General features: G+C 64.9%; 17 protein-coding genes and 2 pseudogenes. 12 read left to right on the plus strand and 7 right to left on the minus strand.

Annotated features, from left to right (window positions below; all coding sequences use genetic code 11):
- The first annotated feature begins 8 nt into the window (after positions 1 to 8).
- Both SPYCA_RS05565 and topA read left to right on the plus strand, forming a co-directional pair.
- Positions 9 to 1,571 (plus strand): vWA domain-containing protein, encoded by a 1,563-nt coding sequence (locus SPYCA_RS05565; RefSeq protein ID WP_120219279.1) that lies wholly within the window; start codon positions 9 to 11, stop codon positions 1,569 to 1,571.
- 83 nt (positions 1,572 to 1,654) lie between these two features.
- Entirely contained in the window at positions 1,655 to 4,207 is a 2,553-nt protein-coding gene (gene topA, locus SPYCA_RS05570; protein WP_120219280.1) for a type I DNA topoisomerase, read from the plus strand.
- Between the two features lie 341 nt (positions 4,208 to 4,548).
- Here the strand turns inward: topA and era are convergent, their stop codons facing one another.
- From era to lepB, 3 genes are read right to left on the minus strand one after another with little or no spacing between them, the layout of a single operon-like run.
- Positions 4,549 to 5,442 (minus strand): GTPase Era, encoded by an 894-nt coding sequence (era, locus tag SPYCA_RS05575; protein WP_120219281.1) that lies wholly within the window; start codon positions 5,440 to 5,442, stop codon positions 4,549 to 4,551.
- A complete protein-coding gene (gene rnc / locus SPYCA_RS05580) occupies positions 5,439 to 6,119 on the minus strand; it encodes a ribonuclease III (protein WP_120219282.1) in 681 nt (226 codons plus the stop codon). The genes era and rnc overlap by 4 nt, the downstream gene beginning before the upstream one ends.
- The gene (gene lepB, locus SPYCA_RS05585; RefSeq protein ID WP_232003537.1) at positions 6,116 to 6,997 is read right to left on the minus strand and encodes a signal peptidase I; all 882 of its coding nucleotides are present in this window, start codon (positions 6,995 to 6,997) and stop codon (positions 6,116 to 6,118) included. The genes rnc and lepB overlap by 4 nt, the downstream gene beginning before the upstream one ends.
- Positions 6,998 to 7,199: 202 nt before the next feature.
- On the opposite strand from lepB, the gene pgi reads away from it, so the two are divergent.
- Entirely contained in the window at positions 7,200 to 8,705 is a 1,506-nt protein-coding gene (gene pgi / locus SPYCA_RS05590; protein WP_120219283.1) for a glucose-6-phosphate isomerase, read from the plus strand.
- A gap of 92 nt (positions 8,706 to 8,797) precedes the next feature.
- Complete coding sequence (gene gor / locus SPYCA_RS05595) at positions 8,798 to 10,144, plus strand: glutathione-disulfide reductase (protein ID WP_120219284.1); 1,347 nt, start codon at positions 8,798 to 8,800, stop codon at positions 10,142 to 10,144.
- A 77-nt stretch (positions 10,145 to 10,221) separates the two neighbouring features.
- Here gor and SPYCA_RS05600 read toward each other — a convergent pair whose 3' ends face one another.
- Entirely contained in the window at positions 10,222 to 11,628 is a 1,407-nt protein-coding gene (locus tag SPYCA_RS05600) for a helix-turn-helix domain-containing protein (protein WP_120219285.1), read from the minus strand.
- A 245-nt stretch (positions 11,629 to 11,873) separates the two neighbouring features.
- Here SPYCA_RS05600 and SPYCA_RS05605 point away from each other — a divergent pair, with 245 nt between their 5' ends.
- The 7 genes and pseudogenes from SPYCA_RS05605 (at position 11,874) to bioB (ending at position 18,145) form a co-directional block, all read left to right on the plus strand.
- Positions 11,874 to 13,406: an acyl-CoA carboxylase subunit beta gene (locus tag SPYCA_RS05605; RefSeq protein WP_120219286.1), complete on the plus strand. Its 1,533-nt coding sequence runs from the start codon at positions 11,874 to 11,876 to the stop codon at positions 13,404 to 13,406.
- 151 nt (positions 13,407 to 13,557) lie between these two features.
- A pseudogene (locus SPYCA_RS05610) lies at positions 13,558 to 13,647 on the plus strand (methylmalonyl-CoA epimerase); the annotation flags it as partial.
- A gap of 47 nt (positions 13,648 to 13,694) precedes the next feature.
- Positions 13,695 to 13,985, plus strand: a complete 291-nt coding sequence (locus SPYCA_RS05615) for a hypothetical protein (RefSeq protein WP_120219287.1) — start codon at positions 13,695 to 13,697, stop codon at positions 13,983 to 13,985.
- Entirely contained in the window at positions 13,982 to 14,194 is a 213-nt protein-coding gene (locus SPYCA_RS05620; protein ID WP_120219288.1) for a hypothetical protein, read from the plus strand. Before SPYCA_RS05615 ends, SPYCA_RS05620 begins: the two co-directional genes overlap by 4 nt.
- Entirely contained in the window at positions 14,191 to 14,631 is a 441-nt protein-coding gene (mce, locus tag SPYCA_RS05625; protein ID WP_120219289.1) for a methylmalonyl-CoA epimerase, read from the plus strand. Before SPYCA_RS05620 ends, mce begins: the two co-directional genes overlap by 4 nt.
- 215 nt (positions 14,632 to 14,846) lie before the next feature.
- A complete protein-coding gene (gene scpA / locus SPYCA_RS05630; protein WP_120219290.1) occupies positions 14,847 to 16,994 on the plus strand; it encodes a methylmalonyl-CoA mutase in 2,148 nt (715 codons plus the stop codon).
- Between the two features lie 122 nt (positions 16,995 to 17,116).
- Positions 17,117 to 18,145, plus strand: a complete 1,029-nt coding sequence (gene bioB / locus SPYCA_RS05635) for a biotin synthase BioB (RefSeq protein WP_120222168.1) — start codon at positions 17,117 to 17,119, stop codon at positions 18,143 to 18,145.
- 197 nt (positions 18,146 to 18,342) lie between these two features.
- Here the strand turns inward: bioB and SPYCA_RS05640 are convergent.
- Positions 18,343 to 19,514 (minus strand): IS3 family transposase gene (locus SPYCA_RS05640; RefSeq protein ID WP_120218721.1). Its coding sequence is split into 2 segments (ribosomal slippage): positions 18,343 to 19,250 and positions 19,250 to 19,514, totalling 1,173 coding nucleotides; the frame shifts between segments, so codons are not numbered across the junction.
- A 68-nt stretch (positions 19,515 to 19,582) separates the two neighbouring features.
- Positions 19,583 to 20,398, minus strand: a pseudogene (locus SPYCA_RS05645) (IS5 family transposase); the annotation flags it as partial.
- A gap of 110 nt (positions 20,399 to 20,508) precedes the next feature.
- Here SPYCA_RS05645 and SPYCA_RS05650 point away from each other — a divergent pair.
- A complete protein-coding gene (locus tag SPYCA_RS05650) occupies positions 20,509 to 22,503 on the plus strand; it encodes an acetyl-CoA carboxylase biotin carboxylase subunit (RefSeq protein ID WP_120219291.1) in 1,995 nt (664 codons plus the stop codon).
- 235 nt (positions 22,504 to 22,738) lie between these two features.
- Here the strand turns inward: SPYCA_RS05650 and SPYCA_RS05655 are convergent, their stop codons facing one another.
- Positions 22,739 to 23,506 carry a cyclase family protein gene (locus SPYCA_RS05655; protein ID WP_120219292.1) on the minus strand — a complete coding sequence of 256 codons (768 nt, stop codon included), beginning with the start codon at positions 23,504 to 23,506 and terminating at the stop codon, positions 22,739 to 22,741.
- Positions 23,507 to 23,583: the final 77 nt, after the last annotated feature.

A 23,583-nucleotide genomic window follows, 5' to 3' on the forward strand; every position in this document is an offset into this window, starting at 1 on the left:
GGTGGTTGATGCGAAGCCGGTTTCTGACGAGTGTCACTCTGGTTGCCGTGCTGGCCAGCGCGCCCGCTCCCATTCCCCCCGCCATCGCCCAGCCAACGACCGAGCGCGGACAGGCCTATTGCCGCAATGCCGCTCCGCTGCCGCAGCTGGACCCTGAAGTGACACCGAACCGGCAATCGGAGACGGGCCACAAGACCGAGGGACGCAGCGGACGCGACGGCGACCCGATGGCGATCGCCGAGCCCGTTCCACCGCCGCCCCCGCCACCACCACCGCCGCCCGCGCCGACGGCTCCGTCGCCATCCTATGAGAGCGCGGGGTCGGCGCCGGACGTCGTCGTGACCGGATCGCGGGTATCGGCCGATGCCGCGCCGCCTGTCGCATCGTCGCCGGCCGATGCCCGCATTCGCCCTCCGGTCCCGCCGCGCCCATGGCCGCAGCCGCAACCGCAATCGGGCATTCTGACGGCCGGCGAGCATGACGACCTGCTCAATCCCGAACTCTACGCCGCCTATGTGAATCGCAGCGCCAATCTGGGGCAGGAGGTGCGCGATCTGCCGCGCGTCGATACGACGCGCGTGGTGACGGTGAAGGTGGCAGACCGCAACGGCCAGCCGATCCCCTTCGCCGACGTGACCGTGACGTGCAGCGACGGCAACAGCATCACCATGGCGACGCACGCCGACGGCAGCGCGGTCTTCTTTCCCGGCCTCGACCGGCTGAGCGAGCGGATCGACGTGTCGGCACGCAAGGCTGGGCACATGATCGCCGACGCGCGGCCCGTGCTCGTCAGCCATGCCGCTGGCGGGCAAGTCGTTGGGCTCACGGCAAACCGCGCCGCGACGAAAGCCACCAAACTCGACCTGATGCTCGTCATCGACACCACGGGCAGCATGGGTGACGAAATCCGCTATTTGCAGGCCGAAACGCGCTCGATCATCGGCGCGATCGCGGCGAAGCACCGCGACCTCGACATCCGCGTCGGCTTCGTCTTCTATCGCGACCTCGGCGACGATTATGTGACGCGCACGGTCGCTTTCGACCGCGACATCGGCCGCGTCCAGGGTGCGCTGGCGCGTCAGCAGGCGAATGGCGGCGGCGACTATCCCGAGGCGATGGACCGGGCGCTGATCCGCGCGGTGGCGCAGGACTGGCGCCCCGACGCGGTGAAGTCGCTGCTGCTCGTCGCCGACGCGCCGCCGCACGACGACAGGTTCGCTCGCACCTGGGTCGCGGCGGAGGCGGCGCGCGCGAAACGCATCCACATCACGCCGGTCGCCGCCTCGGGCGTCGCCGACAAGGCCGAATATGCGATGCGTGCGATGGCGGCGGCGACGCAGTCGCGCTACCTGTTCCTGACCGACGACAGTGGCGTCGGCAATCCGCATGCGCCGCCCGCGATCGACTGCTATCTCGTCACCCGCCTCGACGCGCTCGTCCGCCGCGTAATCGACGCCCAGATCAGCGGCCGCCGGATCGAGCCCGACGATAGCGAGATCATCCGGCGCGTCGGCGAATATGACCGGGGCAAATGTATCCTGCCCGCCGATTTCAGATGGCAGGATGGGTGACGCAAAAAGCCGCTTGACGGAATCAAACGATCCCCGCCACCCTCGCGCGTACATGTGAGCGCCGGTGACGGGGATGGTTTTGAATGCAGTTGGTAATTGTTGAATCGCCGGCCAAGGCAAAGACGATCGAGAAATATCTCGGTCGCGATTTCAAGGTTTTGGCGAGCTATGGCCATGTCCGCGACCTGCCGCCGAAGGACGGGTCGGTCGATCCCGACGACGGCTTTGCGATGCAGTGGCAGCTTTATCCCGACAAGGCAAAGCGACTGAAGGAAATATCGGACGCGGCGAAGGGCGCCGACCGCCTGATCCTCGCGACCGACCCCGACCGCGAGGGCGAGGCGATCAGCTGGCATGTGCAGGAATTGCTGCGCAGCAGGAAGGCGCTGCCAGCCGCGGTCGATCGCGTGACCTTCAACGCGATCACCAAACAGGCGGTGACCGAGGCGATGGCGCACCCGCGCGCGCTCGACACCGACCTGATCGACGCCTATCGCGCGCGGCGCGCGCTCGACTATCTCGTCGGTTTCACCCTGTCGCCGGTGCTGTGGCGCAAGCTGCCCGGCGCCAAATCGGCGGGGCGCGTCCAGTCGGTCGCGCTGCGACTGGTGGTCGAGCGCGAGCGCGAGATCGAAGCCTTTGTTGCGCAGCAATACTGGTCGGTCACCGGCCTGTTCGAAATGGGCGGCACGCCGTTCAAGGCGCGCCTGTCGCGCTGGAAAGGCGACAAGATCGAGCGGCTGTCGATCACCAGCGAAGCCGATGCGCGCGCCGCCGAGGCCGATGTGAAGGCGGGGCATTTCACCGTCGATGCGGTCGAGACCAGGCCGCTGACGCGCAATCCGCCGCCGCCCTTCACCACCTCGACCTTGCAGCAGGAGGCCGCGCGCAAGCTCGGTTTTTCGGCCAGCCACACGATGCGCATCGCGCAGGCGCTCTACGAAGATGGCGCGATCACCTATATGCGGACCGACGGCGTCCAGATGGACGGCAGCGCGATCAGCGCGGCGCGCAAGGCGATCGCGACGCGCTACGACGGCGGCTATGTCCCCGACAAGCCGCGCCAATATCAGACCAAGGCGAAAAATGCGCAGGAAGCGCATGAAGCGATCCGTCCGACCGATTTCAGCAAGGACAAGGCGGGCAGCGGCGACCATGCGCGGCTCTATGAGCTGATCTGGAAGCGCGCGCTCGCGAGCCAGATGGCGTCGGCGCGGCTCGAACGCACCAGCGTCGATCTGTCCGACGGCACCGGCAAGACGGTGCTGCGCGCGACAGGGCAGGTGGTGAAGTTCCCCGGCTTCCTCGCCCTTTATGACGAGGGCCGCGACGACAGTTCCGACGACGACGACGCGCGCCTGCTGCCCGCGATGGCAAAGGGCGACGCGCCGGCCAAAACCGGCGTCGAGGTCGAACGCCACGAAACGCAGCCGCCGCCGCGCTATTCGGAGGCGAGCCTCGTCAAGAAGATGGAAGAGCTCGGCATCGGGCGCCCGTCGACCTATGCCTCGATCCTCCAGGTGCTCAAGGACCGCGCCTATGTGACGGTCGAAAAGAACCGCTTCATTCCCGAAGAGAGCGGGCGATTGCTGACGGCGTTCCTCGAACGCTTCTTCACCCGTTATGTCGGTTACGACTTCACCGCGGGGCTCGAGGAAGAGCTCGACGATGTGTCGGGCGGCCGCGCGCAGTGGCAGGCGGTGCTCGAACGCTTCTGGCGCGATTTCAAGCCGCGCACGGGCGAGGTGATGGAGCAGAAGCCGTCGGAGATCACGGCGGCGCTCGACGAGTTCCTCGGCCCCTATCTCTTTCCCGACAAGGGCGACGGCAGCGACCCCCGGCTCTGCCCCAATTGCGGCACCGGCAAGCTGGCGCTGCGCGGCGGCAAGTTCGGGCCGTTCATCGCATGCAGCAACTATCCCGACTGCAAGTTCACGCGGAAGTTCGCGCAGCCGGGCGGCCATGGCGAGGCGGATAACGGCCCCGAGACGCTGGGCACCGATCCCGACAGCGGACTGGAAGTCACCCGGCGCAGCGGGCGCTTCGGCCCCTATATCCAGCTCGGCGAGGGCAAGGAGGCAAAACGCTCGTCAATCCCCAAGGACATTCCGGTCGAGGATTTCGACCTTGATTATGCGCTGCGGCTCTTGAGCCTGCCGCGCGAAGTCGGGGTGCATCCCGAAACGGGCAAGCCGATCGTCGCGGGGCTGGGACGCTATGGCCCCTATCTGCTCCACGACGGCAAATATGCGAAGCTTTCCAGCACCGCCGAAATCTTCGACATCGGCATGAACGCCGCCGTCGTGCGCATCGCCGAGGCGGCGAACGGCGGCGGGCGCGGGCGGACCAAGGCGGAACCGCTCAACAGTTTCGGCCCGCACCCGGTGAGCGGGGGCGAGATGAAGCTGATGGAAGGACGCTTCGGTCCCTATGTGACCGACGGCACGACCAATGCGACCTTGCCCAAGACCGCCGACCCCGCGACACTGACGATGGAGGAAGCGATCGCGCTGATCGACGCGCGCGCGGCGAAGGGACCGGCGAAGGGCAAGAAAAAGGCGGCAGCGAAGAAGAAGACCCCGGCAAAAAAGCCCGCCGCGAAAAAGGCGCCGGCAAAGAAGAAGGCCGGAGGGTAGCAGCGGTCTCGCCCCCGCGGACCGGAGCGGCCGGATGCGACCGGAAGCTGCCCTCAACTCTATCGTCATCCCGGCGAAGGCCGGGATGACGGATAAGGGAAAGGCCGGAATCCACCCCACACCGGCCACCAAAAACGCTGTCCTACATCGCCCGGCTGTGGCAGCCTTCATCCCGGCGCTTTCAAATGTGGACAAATGCCATGCCCGGCAGGCCTGTGGACGCGCGCAGGAACCGACTGCGGCCATCCGACGGGAGCCGCAGAACGGCGGCCGCATCGGGCTGACTTTTCCTGACATTTGAAAGGGCGGCGCGCCTCAGCAGGTAGAGTGCGGCGCCAACCTTAATCCACCCAGTCGAGCCCCATGTCGCGATAGACGCTGCGGTCCTCGTCCCAATTTTCCTTGACCTTGACGTGCAGGAACAGATGGACCTTGCGGCCCATCAACTCGCTCAGCTCGGCGCGCGCGCGGGCGCCGATTTCCTTGATGCGCGCACCGCCCTTGCCCAGCACGATCGCGCGCTGATTGTCGCGCGCGACATAGATTTGCTGATGGATTTCGGCGCTGCCGTCGGGGCGCGTCTTGAACAGCTCGGTCTCGACGGTCGATTGATAGGGCAATTCCTCGTGGAGCTGGCGATAGAGCTGCTCGCGCGTGATTTCGGCGGCAAGCATCCGCTCGGGGGCGTCGCTGACCTCATCCTCGGGGAAATGCCATGGGCCTTCGGGCATCAGCTTCGCCAGATGCGTCTTGAGTTCGTGAACGCCGTCGCCGCTGCTCGCCGAAATGAAGAAGGTTTCGTCAAAGGCGACCCTGGCGTTCAATTCGGTCGCGATGGCGAGCAGCTTGTCCTTCCTGGTCAGGTCGATCTTGTTCAGGATCAGATATTTCTTCTCGGACCGCCCCGCGACGCCTTCGAGCACGCGCTCGACGCGGCCGGTCAGTCTCGCCGCGGCATCGACCATGACAAGGATCGCTTCGGCTTCCTCGAGGCTGCCCCAGGCGGCGGCGACCATCGCGCGGTCGAGGCGGCGGGTGGGAGCGAATATGCCCGGTGTGTCGATCAGGATGATCTGCGTCTCGCCCTCCATCGCGACGCCCATCAGCCGCGTGCGCGTGGTCTGCGCCTTGGGGCTGACGATCGCCACCTTCTGGCCGACAAGCGCGTTGACGAGGGTTGATTTGCCCGCGTTGGGCGCGCCGACGACCGCGACGAAACCGCAGCGCTGGGTCATTTTTCCTGTCCTTCGAGTTCGGCGAGCAGCGCCGCCGCCGCTGCCTTTTCGGCGGCCTGTTTGCTCGCGCCCTCGGCTTCGGCGCGCGCCAGCTTGCCGACGCGAACGGCGACGCGGAAGCGCGGGGCGTGGTCGGGGCCTTCGCGCGACACGATCTCATATTCGGGCGGGCGGCGACCGCGCGCGAGCGCCCATTCCTGGAGCGCGGCTTTCGGATGCTTCGGTGCGGCCTGCTGCCCGTCGATCATTGCGCCCCACTCGGCGAGGATGAAGGCGCGCGCCGCGTCGATGCCCCGGTCGAGATACAGCGCGCCGATCAGCGCCTCGATCGCGTCGGCGGCGATATTGTCGCTGTAGCGGCCGCCATCGCTCCGCGCCTGCGCGCCGAAGCGGATGAGCGACGGCAGATCGAGCCGCTGCGCGATCGCGGCGCAGGTCGCGCCCGATGCCAGCACATGCAGCCGCGACGACATCTCACCCTCGCTCGCGGCCGGAAAGCGCGTGTAGAGTTCGGATGCCAGCACCAGCCCCAGCACGCGGTCGCCCAGAAACTCCAGCCGCTGATAATCGGCGCGCCCGGTGCTGCCGTGCGTCAGCGCAAGGTCGTAAAGCGTAGGGTCGTCCGGGGTGCAGCCGATGATCTCGGCGAGCGCCCTGGTGTCGAGAGGGTCGCTCAAAAACCGTCCCCGATGCGATTCCAGCGCGCCGCGGTGAACCAGCTGATCGGATTGATCCAGCTCGCCGAGCCGTCGGTCGAGAACATGCTGACGAGCGCGTGTCCCACCAGATTTTCTTCAGGAACCAGGCCGATGCCCTGATTTTCCATCGCCGGAAAGCGGCTGTCGGCGCTGCGGTCCCGATTATCGCCCATCAGGAACAAATGTCCTTCGGGCACGATGATGAGCGGCACATTGTCCTCGGCGATGGGCACGATGTCGAGGATCGCATAGCTCTTGCCGTTCGGCAGCGTTTCGCGGAACTGCCTGTAGCGGCACTGGCGCTGGCCGTCCGGCCCGACCTCCTCGAACTCCATCGCATAGCAGGGCAGCGTGCCGGATGCGCGCGCGGCTTCGATCATGTTCGGCGTCACCGGGATCACGAAATCGGGCATGGGCTCGCGTGGCAACGGCTTGCCGTTGAGCCAGACGATGCCGTCACGCAGCTCGACACTGTCGCCGGGAAGGCCGATCACGCGCTTGATATAGTCATTGTCGGCCGCCGGCGGCGCTTTGAACACCACGACATCGCCGCGTTCGGGTGTGCGCGGGAAAATGCGGCCAGGGATCAGCGGCAGGCTGAACGGCAGGCTATGTTTGGTGTAGCCATAGGCCATCTTGTTCACGAGCAGATAGTCGCCGATCAGCAGCCGCGGCTGCATCGATTCCGATGGAATGTTGAAGGGTGACAGGAAAAAGCTGCGGAACAGCAGCACGGCGATGGCGAGCAGCGCGAGGAAACGCACCGTGTCGACGGCCTCTTCCTTCGCCGACGCGGGCGCGGGCGTCGGCGCGGACGGCGAGGGGGAATTATCGGCGGCAAGGCTGGCTTCGGTCATGCCGCGGCATTGGCGATGAATAGGATGCCACGTCAAGCGAATATCGGCGGATGACGCTGGCGCCGTGCGAGTGGCGAGCCTAGAGAGGAGCCGACATCTCACCCCGTTCGCATCGAGCGAAGGCGAGATGCCCATCGTCGTGGCGCCGTGCTTCGGGTGTCCCGGCGTTGTTCGACGCGAACGGATAATCAAGGACGATTCCATGACGACCGCCTCCGACGCCTGGCAGGCCCTTGCCGACTGGCATCCGCAGAAACTGACAGATCTGGTCGCCGCCGACCCCGAAGCGCGCTTGCAGGTGCTCGTGCGCAACGTCGCCGACATCCGCTTCGACTTCGCCAAGACGCATCTCGACGGCGCGGCTCTCGCAATCCTGTCGGGCCTCGCCGAGGCGCAGGATTTCGGCGGGCGGCGCAAGACGCTCTTTTCGGGGGGTATCGCCAATCCGACCGAGAACCGCGCCGCCGAACATAGCGCCGAGCGTGGCGATGGCGCGCCCGAAACGGTCCATGCCGCGCAGGCGCTGCATCAAAGAATGCGAATGATGATCGACGCGATCGAGGCAGGGGCGTTCGGCGAGATCCGCCACCTGCTCCACATCGGCATCGGCGGCTCCGCGCTCGGTCCCGACCTGCTCGTCGATGCGCTCGGCCGCCACAGCGACCGCTATGACGTCGCGGTCGTCTCGAACGTCGATGGCGCCGCGCTCGACGAAGCGTTTGCGAGGTTCAGTCCTGAACATACGCTCGTTGCCGTTGCGTCCAAGACCTTCACCACCACCGAAACCCTGCTCAACGCCAATTCGGCGCTGCAATGGCTCGACGAGGCGGGGGTCGCCGATCCGGTCGGCCGTTTCATCGCGCTCACCGCCAATCCGGGCCGCGCGATGGAATGGGGGATCGACGAAACGCGCATCCTGCCGTTCAGCGAGACCGTCGGCGGGCGTTATTCGCTCTGGTCGTCGATTGGCTTTCCCGCGGCGCTTGCGCTCGGCTGGGACGCCTTCGCCGACCTGCTCGAAGGCGCGGCGGAAATGGATCGCCACTTTCGCCTCGCCGATGGCGCCGACAATATCTGCCTGCTCGCCGCCTTCGCCGACCAGATCTACGCCAACCGCCTCGGCTGCCAGACGCGCGCGGTCTTTGCCTATGACGAACGGCTGCGGCTGCTTCCCGACTATCTGCAACAGCTCGAGATGGAATCGAACGGCAAGTCGGTCACGCTGGACGGCAAGCCGCTCGCGCGGCAAAGCGCGCCGATCACCTGGGGCGGCGTGGGCACCGATGCCCAGCATGCGGTGTTTCAGCTGCTCCATCAGGGCACGCAGCTGGTGCCGGTCGAATTCGTCGTCGCGCGCGAGCCCGATCACCTGCTCGACGAAGCGCATCACGAAACGCTTGTCGCCAATTGCATCGCGCAGGGTGCCGCGCTGATGACCGGGCGCGCGAGCGACGACGGCGCGCGCAACTATCCGGGCGACCGTCCTTCAACCACGATCCTGCTCGATCAGGTCACCCCGCGAAGCCTGGGCGCGCTGATCGCCTTTTACGAGCATCGCGTCTTCGCCAATGCCGTGCTGCTCGGCATCAACCCGTTCGATCAGTTCGGCGTCGAGCTGGGCAAGGAGATGGCGAAGGGGCTTGCCGAAGGGACGGCCGACTTCGATCCGGCGACGCTAGCGCTGATGAAAGCCGCGCTCGGCGATTAGCCTGACCGCAGAAATCGATTGGCATCGCGCCCGCGCGTAACCACATAGGCGCGGGCCGCGAATGGCTGTGCGATCTATCAGGGGTTTCCTTCATGTCCGATTTCGACTTCGATCTCTTTGTCATCGGCGCGGGTTCGGGCGGCGTGCGCGCGTCGCGCATCGCGGCCTCGCACGGCGCGCGCGTCGCCGTGGCGGAGGAGCATCGGGTCGGCGGCACCTGCGTCATCCGCGGCTGCGTGCCCAAAAAGCTGCTCGTCTATGGCGCGCATTTCGCCGAAGACCTGAAGGACGCGCGCAAGTTCGGCTGGGACGTTCCCGATTGCCGTTTCGACTGGGACGTGCTGCGCGATAATGTGCTCGCCGAGGTCGACCGGCTCGAGGGTCTTTATGGCCAGACGCTCGACAACCACAAGGTCAGGGTCTTCAAGACCCGTGCGACCGTTGTCGGACCGCAGAAGGTCCGCCTCGCCGACGGGCAGGAACTCACCTCCGAACGGATCCTGATCGCGACCGGCGGCTGGCCGCACGTTCCGGATTTTCCGGGCAGCGAATATGCGATCACGTCGAACGAGGTGTTCCATCTCGAAACGCTGCCAAAGCGCGTCGTGATCGCGGGCGGCGGCTATATCGCCAACGAGTTTGCCGGCATCTTCAACGAGTTCGGCAGCAAGGTGACGATCGTCAACCGCGGCGACACGATCCTGCGCGGCTATGACGAGCAGATCCGCGACCGCTTGCTCCAGATTTCGATGACCAAGGGCATTGATTTCAAGTTCAACGCGCCGTTCCGCTCAATCGAAAAAAATGACGACGGGTCGCTCACCGTGCTGCTGGAGAATTGCGAGCCGATCGTCGCCGATGCGGTGCTGATGGCGACCGGACGTGTCCCCAACACCAAGGGACTCGGTCTGGAAGACGTCGGCGTTGCGCTCGATGCGGCGGGCGCCATCAAGGTGGATGAGCAAAACCAGTCGTCGGTACCGAGCATCTATGGCGTCGGCGACGTCACCAACCGCATTCAGCTGACTCCGGTGGCGATCCGCGAGGGGCAGGCCTTTGCCGACAGCGTCTATGGCGGCAAGCCCACCGTCGTCGATTACGCCAACGTCCCGAGCGCGGTGTTCAGCCACCCGCCGATCGGCGCGGTCGGCATGACCGAGGCCCAGGCGCGCAACAAGCTGGGCTCGATTCGCGTCTACACCAGCGATTTTCGTGCGATGAAAAATGTCCTTGCGGGTCGTAACGAGCGCGCACTCTACAAGATGATCGTCAACGCCGCGACCGATCAGGTCGTCGGCCTGCACATGATTGGCCCCGACGCGCCGGAGATATTGCAGGCCGCGGCAGTCGCGGTGAAAGCTGGGCTGACCAAGGCGGATTTCGACGCGACGGTGGCGCTGCACCCGAGCATGGCCGAAGAGCTGGTGTTGCTGAAATAGGACGGGACAAGATCCAATCCCGTTCGTGTCTCGACGTCGCTCGACACGAACGGGCTTTGGGGCAGTTTTAGCTTCCTTCACCCAATCCGGTACGGCACCACATCGCGCCGGTCCGGATCGACCAGGATCGGCCGGTCGCTTGGCGGAAACGCACGCTGGTCGCAGTCATCGCGCGGGCAGATACGGCACGAGGAGCCGATGCGCGTTGCGGCCTGCGGCGCGCCCACATCCACCCCGTCGGCATAGACGAAATCACCGGCATATTGCGCCTCGCACCCCAAAGCCACGGCGTAGCGCCGCGGGGACCGCGCATAGCTGCCCGACGGTTTCACCAGCCCCTTCGCCATCGACACATAGCGGAGGCCATCGGGCGTTTCGGCGAGCTGGAACAGGATGCGGTCGGGGATCGCGACCGCTTCATGGACAATCCACAAGGGACAGGCGCCGCCGAAGCGGGCGAATTGCAGCCGCGTCGCGCTGTGCCGCTTGGTGATATTGCCCGCCATGTCGACGCGGCAGAAGAACATCGGGATGCCGCGCGCGCCGGGACGCTGGAGCGTCGAGAGGCGGTGGCACGTCTGCTCGAAGCTCACGCCATATTCGAGCCGCAGCCGGTCGATGTCATGGCGCACCGTGCGCGCACTGGCGCGGAAGGGGGCGTAGGGCATGAGCAACGCGCCCGCGGCATAGTTGGCGAGGCCGACGTGGAGCAATTGCCGCGCCGCCGCGGTGCGCAGCGGCGAGGCCTCGACGACTGCCGCAATGTCCTCGGCGAGCGCAAGCGCGGCGAGCTGGTGTGCCAGCTGGAAACGGCGACTCTCGGCGGGCTGCGACGGATCGACGACGAGGTGACGCATCGTCGCGTCATAATCGCGGAGCGCAGGAGCCTGGCGATAGACAATCGAAATGCCGAGCGCGTCGCGGAGCCGTTGTTCGATCCGTTCGACGGGCGGCGAGGCGGCTTGTCCACGGATCTGGCTCGCAAGTGCCTCGGCGGCGCGGTCGAGCCGGTCGACATAATTGCCCGCGTCGTGGAACCAGTCGCGCACCTCTTCCCACGGCAGGCGGCTGCCCTCGGCCGTGCCGCCGGTGAGCGCCTCGTCGATGATCTGGAGCCGCTGGCCTGCGCGGCGATAGGCGGCGTGGAGGGCGACGAACTGGTCGGCGAGCTGCGGCTGCTGGAGTGCCGCACGCTCGAGCTGGTCGGGGGGCAGAGGCGACGCCGCAAACAGCGGATCGGCGGCCGCTTCGCGCAGCGCGCCAGCGCGGCGGTCGCCCGCGTCGCTCGCGACCTCTTCCCATTCGAGCGGGAAGAGCTTTTGCAACCGGTCGAGCAGTGCCGGGGTCAGCGGGCGATCGTCATGCTCGATCTGACTGAGGTAGGAGGTCGAGATGCCGAGCGTCGCGGCGAACTCGGCCTGTTTGAGACCGCGATCGAGGCGCAGCGCCTTGAGACGATTTCCCGCAAAGATTCGTTGGCGCACCGCAAATCCTCCCCTGAAAGGGGAGGGGGATCACCCGAAGGGTGGTGGAGGGGCACGCGAGCTGTTTCCCGGCCTAGAAGCGCTGCGAATATCCGCGCGTGCCCCTCCATCATGCTTCGCATGGTCCCCTCCCCGTGCTGGGGAGGATAGTTTGCAAACTGGCACTTTGCAACTTTGCAAGTTCGCATTTGCCTCGCGCTCGCCGAACGGGCAGGGGAGCTTTTCGCATTCATCCGGAGAGCCGCATGTCCGCCAATATCGCCGAAATGGAACGCCGCCGCGCCGCCGCCGCGCTGGGCGGCGGGCAGAAGCGCATCGACGCGCAGCACAGCAAGGGCAAGCTGACCGCGCGCGAGCGGCTCGACGTGCTGCTCGACGAGGGATCGTTCGAGGAGCTCGACACCTATGTCGAGCATGACTGCGTCGATTTCGGGATGCAGGACCAGAAGATTCCCGGTGACGGCGTCGTGACCGGATCGGGGACGATCAACGGCCGTCTCGTCTATGTGTTCAGCCAGGATTTCACCGTTTTCGGCGGGTCGCTGTCGAAACGCCATGCCGAGAAGATCTGCAAGGTGATGGACAAGGCGATGCTGGTCGGCGCGCCGGTCATCGGCCTGAACGACAGCGGCGGCGCGCGTATCCAGGAGGGCGTCGCGTCATTGGGCGGCTACGCCGATGTGTTCCAGAAGAATGTGCTGGCGTCGGGCGTGGTGCCGCAGATCAGCCTGATCATGGGGCCTTGCGCGGGCGGGGCGGTTTACAGCCCGGCGATGACCGACTTCATCTTCATGGTGAAAGACAGCAGCTATATGTTCGTCACCGGTCCCGACGTCGTGAAGACGGTGACCAACGAGGTGGTGACGCAGGAGGAGCTCGGCGGCGCGATCACGCACACGACGAAAAGCTCGGTCGCCGACCTCGCGTTCGAGAATGACATCGAGGCGCTGCTCAGCGTCCGCGATTTCTTCGATTATCTGCCCGAAAATAACCGCGCCGGGGTTCCCGTACGCCCGACGAGCGACCCGTTCGATCGCGCCGAAATGAGCCTCGACACGCTGATCCCGCCCAATGCGAACCAGCCCTATGACATGCACGAGCTGATCCGGAAGACCGTCGACGAGGGTGATTTCTTCGAGGTGCAGCCGGCGCACGCCGCAAACATCATCTGCGGCTTCGGGCGGATCGAGGGGCGCACGATCGGCATTGTCGCCAATCAGCCGATGGTGCTCGCGGGCGTGCTCGACATCAATTCGTCGAAGAAAGCCGCGCGCTTCGTGCGCTTCTGCGATGCGTTCGAGATTCCGATCGTCACCTTCGTCGACGTCCCCGGCTTCCTGCCCGGCACCGCGCAGGAGTATAACGGCATCATCAAGCATGGCGCGAAACTGCTCTTCGCCTATGCCGAGGCGACCGTGCCGAAGATCACGGTCATCACGCGCAAGGCCTATGGCGGCGCCTATGACGTGATGGCGTCGAAGCATCTGCGCGGTGACCTCAACTATGCCTGGCCGACCGCCGAGATCGCGGTGATGGGCGCGAAGGGCGCGGTCGAGATCATCTTCCGCAGCGACATCGGCGACCCCGAAAAGATTGCCGAGCGCACGAAGGAATATGAGGACCGCTTCGCCAACCCCTTCGTCGCGGCGCAGCGCGGCTATATCGACGAGGTGATTTACCCGCACTCGACGCGGCGGAGGATCGCGTTGGGGTTAAGGAAGCTGCGGAACAAGCAGTTGGGGAATCCGTGGAAGAAGCATGACAATATTCCGCTGTGATATGATCCTCCCCGAAACGGGGAGGGGGACCATGCGAAGCATGGTGGAGGGGGGTGTCGGCCTTGCGCGACGTGGCGTCAGGACGCGAACCCCCTCCGTCAGCGCTTCGCGCTGCCACCTCCCCGCAAGCGGGGAGGATTAAGGAAACATCATGAAACTGGGCCGCCTCAACCATATCGGCGTTGCGACGCCGTCGATTGCCGACAGCATCGTCTTTTACCGCAAACTGACGGTTGCGACGACTCCGTCTCAACATTATAATGATCTTATAATGTGAAGGAGTCTGCCATGCAAACCGAACGTGTTACGTTCCTGACGAGCCCGGATCATAAAAAGGCGCTCGATGCCTTCGCCGCCAAGCGCGGTGAATCGGTCGGCAATGTCGTGCGCGAGGCCACGTCGCGCTATATCGCCGGGCGAGTGTCCGACGACGAAGAAGAAGCGTTGAAACTGCTCGCGCAGGAACTGAATGAAGCCGTGCCCAAAATGCGCGCCAGTCTGGAACGGTCGATCACCAAGCTGGAAAAGACGCGCAAGGAAGTCGACAAGATGCTGCGCGATGCGGGTGTGCGGAAATGAGCACGGTATCCGACATTCTGAAGTCCATTCGCGAGGTGCTCCTGCTGCAATCGCAGGTCGAACGCCTTGAGGAACAGATCGACGAACAGATTAATGAGCTGAAACAGGTGTCGCGCGACATCATCGCCTTGGACAAGCGCGTCGTTCGCATCGAAACGATGATCGAAATGTCCGGCCGCGGCGGTGGTCAACCGAGGATCGAAGGATGAAACTAGGCCGCCTCAACCACATCGGCGTCGCGACGCCGTCGATCGCCGACAGCATCGTCTTTTACCGCGACGTGATGGGCGCGACGAAGATCCACGAGCCGTTCGACCTGCCCGAGCAGGGAGTGAAAGTGTGTTTTGTCGATACGCCGGGTGCGGGCGGGGCGATGGACGGCACGCAGATCGAGCTGATCGAGCCTTTGCCCGGTAACACCTCGATCGCGGGGTTTCTGGAGAAGAACCCGGCGGGGGGGCAGCATCATGTCTGTTACGAGGTGCCCGACATTCATGCGGCCAGGGCGGCGTTCGAGGCGCTGGGCAAGCGGGTGCTGGGGGAGCCGCGGATCGGGGCGCATGGGACGCTGATTTTCTTCCTGCACCCCAAGGATATGGGCGGGGTGCTGACCGAGATTATGGAGACGCCGAAGGGGGCGCATTGACCTGTTTTGCTTCGTCACCCTGAACTTGTTTCAGGGTCCATGGCCCGCCGTTTCCTTGGACTCGGCGTAAAATTCGAACTCCGGCCATGGATGCTGAAACAAGTTCAGCATGACGAGTTTTAGAGGGCGGCAACCCTCACCAACTCCGCCTAGGCCTGTGGCCAAGGCTTCATATCCTCTCCCGGTGGGAGAGGAGATATGGAACGAGACCGCATATGACCGACAAACCCACCCTCGACCAATGGGCCGAAGCCGCCGCCAAGGAAGTGAAGGGCAAGGACCTGACCTGGCACACGCCCGAGGGGATAGCGGTCAAGCCGCTCTACACCGCCGAGGACGTGCGCGAAGACCCCGGCCTCCCCGGTTTCGCGCCCTTCACGCGCGGGGTGCGGGCGTCGATGTATGCGGGGCGGCCATGGACGATCCGTCAATATGCGGGCTTTTCGACCGCCGAGGAATCGAACGCCTTTTACCGCCGCAACCTCGCGGCGGGGCAGAAGGGGCTGTCGGTCGCCTTCGACCTCGCCACCCACCGCGGCTATGACAGCGACCATCCGCGCGTCGTCGGCGACGTCGGCAAGGCGGGGGTCGCGATCGACACGGTCGAGGATATGAAGATCCTCTTCGACGGCATCCCGCTCGACCAGATGTCGGTCAGCATGACGATGAACGGCGCGGTGATCCCGATCCTCGCCTTCTTCATCGTCGCGGGCGAGGAGCAGGGGGTCGACCGCAAATTGCTCGACGGGACGATCCAGAACGACATCCTCAAGGAGTTCATGGTCCGCAACACCTATATCTACCCGCCCGAACCCTCGATGCGGATCATCAGCGACATCTTCGGCTACACGTCGCGCGAGATGCCCAAGTTCAACAGCATCTCGATCAGCGGCTATCATATGCAGGAAGCCGGCGCGACGCAGGTGCAGGAGCTGGCCTTCACCATCGCCGATGGGGCGGAATATGTGCGCTATGGCGTCGCGTCGGGGCTCGACATCGACAAGTTCGCCGGGCGCCTGAGCTTCTTCTTCGCGATCGGCATGAACTTCTTCATGGAGATTGCGAAGCTGCGCGCCGCGCGTGTGCTGTGGCACCGTGTTATGACCAACCTTGGCGCCAGGGACGAGCGCAGCAAGATGCTGCGCACCCATTGCCAGACGTCGGGGGTCAGCCTGACCGAGCAGGACCCCTATAACAATGTCATCCGGACGACGATCGAGGCGATGGCGGCGATGCTCGGCGGGACGCAGAGCCTGCACACCAACGCGCTCGACGAAGCGATCGCGCTGCCGACCGATTTTTCGGCCCGCATCGCGCGCAATACACAGATCGTCATCCAGGAAGAAACGGGGATGACCAAGGTCGTCGATCCGCTCGGCGGCTCTTACTATGTCGAAGCGCTGACGCAGGAACTGGTCGACAAGGCGTGGGAGATTATCGAGCGCGTCGAGAGGGAGGGCGGCATGGCCAAAGCCGTGGCGGCGGGCTGGCCCAAGGCGATGATCGAGGAAGCCGCCGCCGCCCGGCAGGCGCGCGTCGACCGCGGCGAGGATGTCATCGTCGGGGTGAACAAATATCGTCTGAAGGACGAGGATCTGCTCGAAACGCTCGAGGTCGACAACACCAAGGTCCGCGAGGCGCAGGTCGCGCGCATCAATCGCGTGAAGGCGAGCCGCGACGAGGCGGCGTGCCGGGCGGCGCTAGATGCGCTGCGGAGGGCGGCGGCGGCGCCGCAATCGATCGAAACGAACCTGCTGGCGCACGCCGTTGAAGCCGCGCGTGCGCGTGCGACGCTGGGAGAAATCTCGTCGGCGATGGAGGAAAGCTTCCAGCGTTACGCCACCCAGCCGACGCCGGTGAAGGGCGTCTATGCCGCGCCCTATGAAGGCGACGATCGCTGGCAACAGGTGCTCGACGGGGTGAAGGCGGTCGAGCGCCGGATGGGGCGCAAACCGAAGCTGCTCGTCGCCAAAATGGGGCAGGACGGGCATGACCGCGGCGCCAATGTGATCGCTTCGGCGTTCGGCGACATGGGGTTCGATGTCGTGTCGGGACCGCTGTTCCAGACGCCCGAAGAGACGGTGGTGCTGGCGCTCGAAAACGAGGTCGATGTCGTCGGCGCATCGAGCCTGGCGGCGGGGCACAAGACACTTATCCCCGAACTTATCCACAAGCTGAAGGAAGCGGGACGCGGCGACATCAAGGTGATCGCGGGCGGGGTGATCCCGCCGCAGGATTATCAATATCTGCGCGACGCGGGGGTGCAGGGGATTTACGGGCCGGGATCGAACGTCGTGGAATGCGCCGCCGACGTGCTGCGTTTGTTGGGGCATAATATGCCGCCTTTGGAGGATGCTGCGTGAGTAATGAAACTGAATCCCCCTCCCGCTTGCGGGAGGGGCTAGGGGTGGGCGCGAGCGAAGCGAGCTCCGGCACCCGAAATGCCCACCTCGCTGCGACTAGCGAACTGCGTTCGCAAGTCTCGCTGCCCCTCCCGCAGGCGGGAGGGGAGAGCAGGACCGATTGGACCCGCGAAGAAATCGCCGAGCTGTTCGACCTGCCGTTCGACGAACTGATGTGGGAAGCGCAAAGCGTTCACCGCCGCCACCACGCGCGCGGCGAGATCCAGCTTTGCACCCTGCTCAGCATCAAGACCGGCGGCTGCGTCGAGGATTGCGGCTATTGCTCGCAAAGCAAATCCGCCGACAGCGGCCTGAAGGCCACTAAGCTGATGGACGTGCGCGCGGTGCTGCAGGCGGCGGCGCAGGCGAAGGATTCGGGGTCGAAGCGCTTTTGCATGGGCGCCGCCTGGCGCAATCCCAAGGATCGCGACATGCCCGCGATCGTCGAGATGATCGAGGGCGTGCGCGCGATGGGCATGGAAACCTGCATGACGCTGGGGATGCTGACCAGGGAGCAGGCGCAGACGCTGGCGGTCGCGGGGCTCGATTATTACAATCATAATATCGACACCTCGCCCGAAAATTACGGCAATGTCATCACGACGCGGACGTTTCAGGACCGGCTCGATACGCTGGAGGAAGTGCGCGCGGCGGGGATCAATGTGTGCAGCGGCGGCATCGTCGGCATGGGCGAGACGCGCGCCGACCGGGTGGGCTTCATCCACGCGCTCGCGACCCTGCCCGAACATCCGGGCAGCGTGCCGATCAACGCGCTGGTGCCGGTGAAGGGCACCGTGCTCGGCGACATGCTGGCGGACACCCCGCTCGCCAAAATCGACGACATCGAGTTCGTCCGCACGGTGGCGGTCGCGCGCATCACCATGCCGCGCAGCATGGTCCGGCTGTCGGCGGGGCGCGAGAGCATGTCGGAGGCGACGCAGGCGCTCTGCTTCATGGCGGGCGCGAACAGCATCTTCACCGGCGACAAGCTGCTGACGACGGCGAACGCCGGAGACAGCGCCGACGCGGCGCTGTTCGCGAAACTCGGCCTCAAGCCGATGGAGAGCGAAGAGCCGATGCGCCAGAGCGCGCAGATGGAGGCGGCCGAGTAAAGTCCCCCTCCCGCTTGCGGGAGGGGTTAGGGGTGGGCTGACACCCTTTGCAGTTTTCACATTTCGCGAGCGGAGCAGGCCCACCCCCGGCCCCTCCCGCAAGCGGGAGGGGAGTAAAGAGTGTTTAAGAGTCTGATTCAAAATTATCGCGATAGATTTCATGTGACCGGCCCCCACCGAGTGGTCCGGGCTATATGTTAGTGCATTGACGCCTCCATCGCCAGTGTCGGCCGTAGGTGGAGCGAAGCGGAACCGGAGGGCGACACTGGCGATGGAACGGCCTCCGGCGCGGGTGGTCGGTATCCCAGCGAGCTGTGCGGCCGGACGGTGTTGTAATGTCGCCGCCAGGCCTCGATCAGGATCCGGGCCTCGGCGAGCGAGTAGAAGATTTCGCCGTTGAGCAGTTCATCACGCAGCGATCCGTTGAAGCTCTCGCAATAGCCATTCTCCCATGGTGATCCGGGCGTGATATACAGCGTCTTCACGCCGATCTGGGCGAGCCATTGCTGCACCGCCGTCGCGATAAACTCCGGGCCATTGTCGGACCGTATGTGCGCTGGTGGCCCACGCGTGACGAACAGCTCGGCGAGCGCCGCCAGAACGTCATCGCTCCTGAGCTTGCGTGCCACCGGCAACGCCAGGCACTCCCGGCTCGCCTCGTCGATGATCGAAAGGATCCGGTATTTGCGACCATCGTGGGTCCGCCCTTCGACGAAGTCGTAGGACCAGACATGGCCGGGATACTCGGGCCGAAGCCGGATGCACGATCCGTCGTTCAGCCAGAGCCGCCCGCGCTTCGGCTGCCTTTGCGGTACCTTCAGCCCCTCGCGCCGCCAGATGCGCTCGACCCGCTTGCGGTTCACATGCCACCCCGCATCGCGCAGCAACGCCGTCACCCGGCGATAGCCATAACGACCATATTGCCGGGCCAGCGCAATGATGTCCTCGGTCAGAGCTGCTTCGTCGTTCGCCCCGCGGGGCGCCTTGCGCTGTGTCGATCGATGTTGCCCGAGCACACGGCACAGCCGCCGCTCAGACACCGGCATCATCATTCTGATGTGATCGATACAGCGCCTTCGGCGCGCGGGGCTCAGAAGTTTCCCCGGGCAGCCTCCTGCAATATCAGCTTGTCCAGCGTCAGGTCCGATATCGCACGCCGAAGCCGCGCATTCTCTTTCTCCAAGTCCTTCATCCGCCGCGCCTGGTCGGTCTTCAGACCGCCATATTCCTTACGCCACCGATAATAGGTCTGTTCCGTAACGCCGATCCGGCGACACGCTTCAGCCGTCGTCGCCCCCTGCGCCAACACGACCTCCGCTTCACGCAGCTTGCCGATAATCTCTTCCGGGCGATGCTTCTTGGCCGGCATTCATATTCTCCTTCGTCATCCAAAATATCATCAATTTTGGACCACTCAGAAGGGGGCAGATCACATGCTCTTGCGATACGGCGGACGAAGAGCTGAATTGAGGCGATGAACAGCCACGCGGTTGCCGATGCGATGGTCTGCTCGAAGTCTTTGGCGAGGCGGCGGTTGCGACCGAGCCACGCAAAGGTCCGCTCGACCACCCAGCGTCTGGGCAGGACCTCGAAGCCCTTGGCATGGTCGGATCGCTTGATGATCTCGACCGTCCACTTCCCGATCTTGCGCAGCGCCTGGCGAAGCTTGTCGCCAGCATAGCCGCCATCGGCGAAGATGTGCCTGAGCCAAGGGTGACGGCGGATGATCTCGGCCAGAACAAACGGCGCGCCATCGCGATCCTGCACGTCAGCGGTGTGGATCACGGCATGAACGAGATTGCCCTCGGTGTCGGTCACGATGTGTCGCTTGCGGCCCTTGATCTTCTTGCCTGCGTCATAGCCGCAAGGCCCGCCGCTTTCCGTGGTTTTCACGCTTTGGCTGTCGATGACCCCAGCGCTCGGAGAAGCCTCGCGCCCGAGGGCTTCCCGCCCGATCAGCAGCAGGGCGTGATTGAGCGAGAGCCACAGACCATTGTCGCGCCACAGATAGAACCAGCGCCGCACCGTCGAGACCGGAGGAAAGCAGGGCGGCAACATCCGCCAGGGCAGCCCACCGCGCAGCAGATACAGGATCGCCTCGATGATCCGCCGCAGCGGCCATTTGCGCGGTCGCCCTACACAGCAAGGGCCCGGAAGTAACGGCTCCAGCACGGCCCATTCCGCATCGGTCAAATCGCTTGGCAAAGCCAGGTCGGCACGGGCATACTGCGCCCGGGTGGTGTCGGTCCACATCGTTGAACTCCCGAAGTTTGTTGCAAAACCCCGTGAATCAGCGACTTGGGCTCGCGTCAAGCTAACCCGCTGGCACCACTCAACTTAATTTCGGATCAGGCTCTAAGAAAATCCTGATCGCCAACCGCGGTGAAATCGCCTGTCGCGTCATCAAGACCGCGCGGCGCATGGGCATCGCGACCGTCGCCGTCTATTCGGACGCCGATGCGCGCGCGCCTTTCGTGCGACAAGCCGACGAGGCGGTGCATATCGGACCGTCGCCCGCTTCCGAATCCTATCTGATCGCCGACAAGATCATCGCGGCGTGCAAGGCGACGGGCGCCGAGGCGGTGCATCCGGGCTATGGCTTTCTGTCCGAGCGCACCAGTTTCGCCGAGGCGCTGGCGAAGGAAAATATCGCCTTCATCGGCCCGCCGGTGAACGCGATTGCGGCGATGGGGGACAAGATCGAGTCGAAGAAGCTCGCGAAGGAAGCGGGCGTGAACGTCGTCCCCGGCTTCGTCGGCGAGATCCGCGATACCGAACATGCGGTCCAGATCAGTAACGAGATCGGCTATCCGGTGATGATGAAGGCGTCGGCGGGCGGCGGCGGCAAGGGGATGCGGCTCGCTTATAGCGAGCAGGACGTCCGCGAAGGGTTCGAGAGCGTTAAGCGCGAGGGGCTGAACAGCTTCGGCGACGACCGGGTGTTTATCGAGAAGTTCATCCTCAATCCGCGCCACATCGAAATCCAGATCCTCGGCGACCAGCATGGCAACATCCTCTATCTCAACGAACGCGAGTGCAGCATCCAGCGCCGCCACCAGAAGGTCGTCGAGGAAGCGCCGTCGCCCTTCGTCACGCCGAAGATGCGCAAGGCGATGGGCGAGCAATGCGTCGCGCTGGCGCGCGCGGTCGGCTATTACAGCGCAGGCACGGTCGAGCTGATCGTGTCGGGCGCCGACCCGACCGGCGAGAGCTTCTATTTCCTCGAAATGAACACGCGGCTGCAGGTCGAGCATCCGGTGACCGAGGCGATCACCGGCATCGACCTCGTCGAACAGATGATCCGCGTCGCCGCTGGCGAAAAGCTCGAAATGACGCAGGATGATGTGAAGATCGACGGCTGGGCGATCGAGAACCGTGTCTATGCCGAAGACCCGTATCGCGGCTTCCTGCCCTCGACCGGGCGCCTCGTCCGCTATCGCACCCCGGTGCCGGCGTGGGAGGGCGATGAGCGCGGCGTCGATGGCGTGCGCGTCGATGCGGGCGTGGAAGAGGGGGGCGAGGTGTCGATCTTCTACGACCCGATGATCGCCAAGCTGGTGACCTGGGGCAAGACGCGCGACGAGGCGGCGGATTTGCAGGTCGCGGCGCTCGACCGTTTCGAGATCGAGGGGCTCGGCCACAATATCGATTTCGTCTCGGCGATCATGCAGCATCCGCGCTTCCGCTCGGGCGAGCTCACGACCGGTTTCATCGCCGAAGAATATCCCGAAGGCTTCCAGGGGGCGCCGACGGAGGCGAACGTGACGCGCGCGCTCGCCGCCATCGCCGGCTTCATGGCGTCGGCCGACGCCGACCGCGCCCGCCGCACCGACGGCCAGCTCGGCGACCGGTTGGACCCGCCCGGCAAATGGCAGGTGACGATCGGCGGCAGGGACCACAAGGTGAAGGTCGGCCACAAGCATATCAAGGTCGACGGCGACAAGCTCGACATCGCGCTGGAATATACGCCGGGCGACCGGCTGGTGGTGGCCGAGATCGACGACGGCGAACTGGCCGTGAAGGTCATCAGAACGCGCACCGGCTGGAAGATGACGACGCGCGGGCGCATCCATGACGTCCGCGTCCTGCCCTGGCATGTCGCACCGCTGGCGTCGTACATGATCGAGAAAATCCCGCCCGACCTGTCGAAATATCTCATCTGTCCGATGCCGGGGCTTCTGGTGGCGCTGCACGTCGGCGAAGGCGACAAGGTCGAGGCCGGGCAACCGCTGGCGACGGTCGAGGCGATGAAGATGGAAAATATCCTGCGCGCCGAGAAGGCGGGCGTGGTGAAAAGCGTCAAGGCGGCGCAGGGCGACAGCCTGGCGGTCGATGCGGTGATTCTGGAGATGGAGTGATTCCCCAACCCGGCCATGCCGAGCTTGTCGAAGCACCGCTCTTTCTTTTGCCGGCGCTGAAGCAGGGAACAGCCCTTCGACAGGCTCGGGACGAACGGAGTTGTGCAAATGCACCTCATCCATGAAAAAGGCGCCCCGGACGCCGACCTTATTACTGCCTCGCTGCGTAAACCGCCAGCGGCCCCCGCCTGCGCGGGGGCGACGGCTGGTTCCGGTCGTTAGCGGCCGTGCGGGCTCAATCCTCCATCAACGCCACCGCGCGGATCCATCCCGCGCTTGCACGCTCTATCTTCACCGGAAAGCAACTGACGGTGAAACCCGTCGCGGGGATCGCCGACAGGTTGGTGAGCTTTTCGATCTGGTAATAGGGATGGATGCGTCCCGCCTTATGCCCTTCCCAGATGATCGACGGGTCGCGCGTTTCGGCCCAGCGCTTTGCCGTGTGGCTGAACGGCGCGTCCCAGCTCCACGCATCGGTGCCGACAACCTTTACCCCGCGCTGGGTCAGATACAGCGTCGCCTCGGCGCCCATGCCGCAGCCCTGATCGGTGAAATTGTCGGTGCCGTAGATCGCGCCCGACTGGACGAGCACGATGTCGAGCGGTTGCAGGTCGTGCCCGATGCGCGCCAGCTCGGCCTCGACCTCGGCGCCGCTCACGACATGGCCGTGCGGACGGTCCGAAAAATCGAGCTTCACGCCAGGGCGAAAGAAAAGATCGAGTGGGGCTTCGTCGATCGATGGGGCAGGACTGGCGCCGCTGTCGGTCGTCGAATGATAATGCCACGGCGCGTCCATGTGGGTGCCGTTGTGCGTGCTCAGCGACAGCATCTCGACCGCCCAGCCTTCGCCATCGGGCAGGTCGTCGCGCGTCAGGCCGGGAAAGAACATCGCGATCTGTTCCCACGTATGCTCGTGGGTCATATAGGTGATCTGCGGGCGCATCACCGGCGGGTCGGAGACGACATCGTTGGTGATCGGGATCGAAAGGTCGATGAACTGCATGGGCCACAGCCTGCCACCGAAATGACGCTACGCCAAGAAGACTTGCACAGCGCCGCCGGCCAGCTAAACCCACCCAA

The organism is Sphingopyxis sp. FD7 (assembly GCF_003609835.1).
Taxonomy (GTDB): domain Bacteria; phylum Pseudomonadota; class Alphaproteobacteria; order Sphingomonadales; family Sphingomonadaceae; genus Sphingopyxis.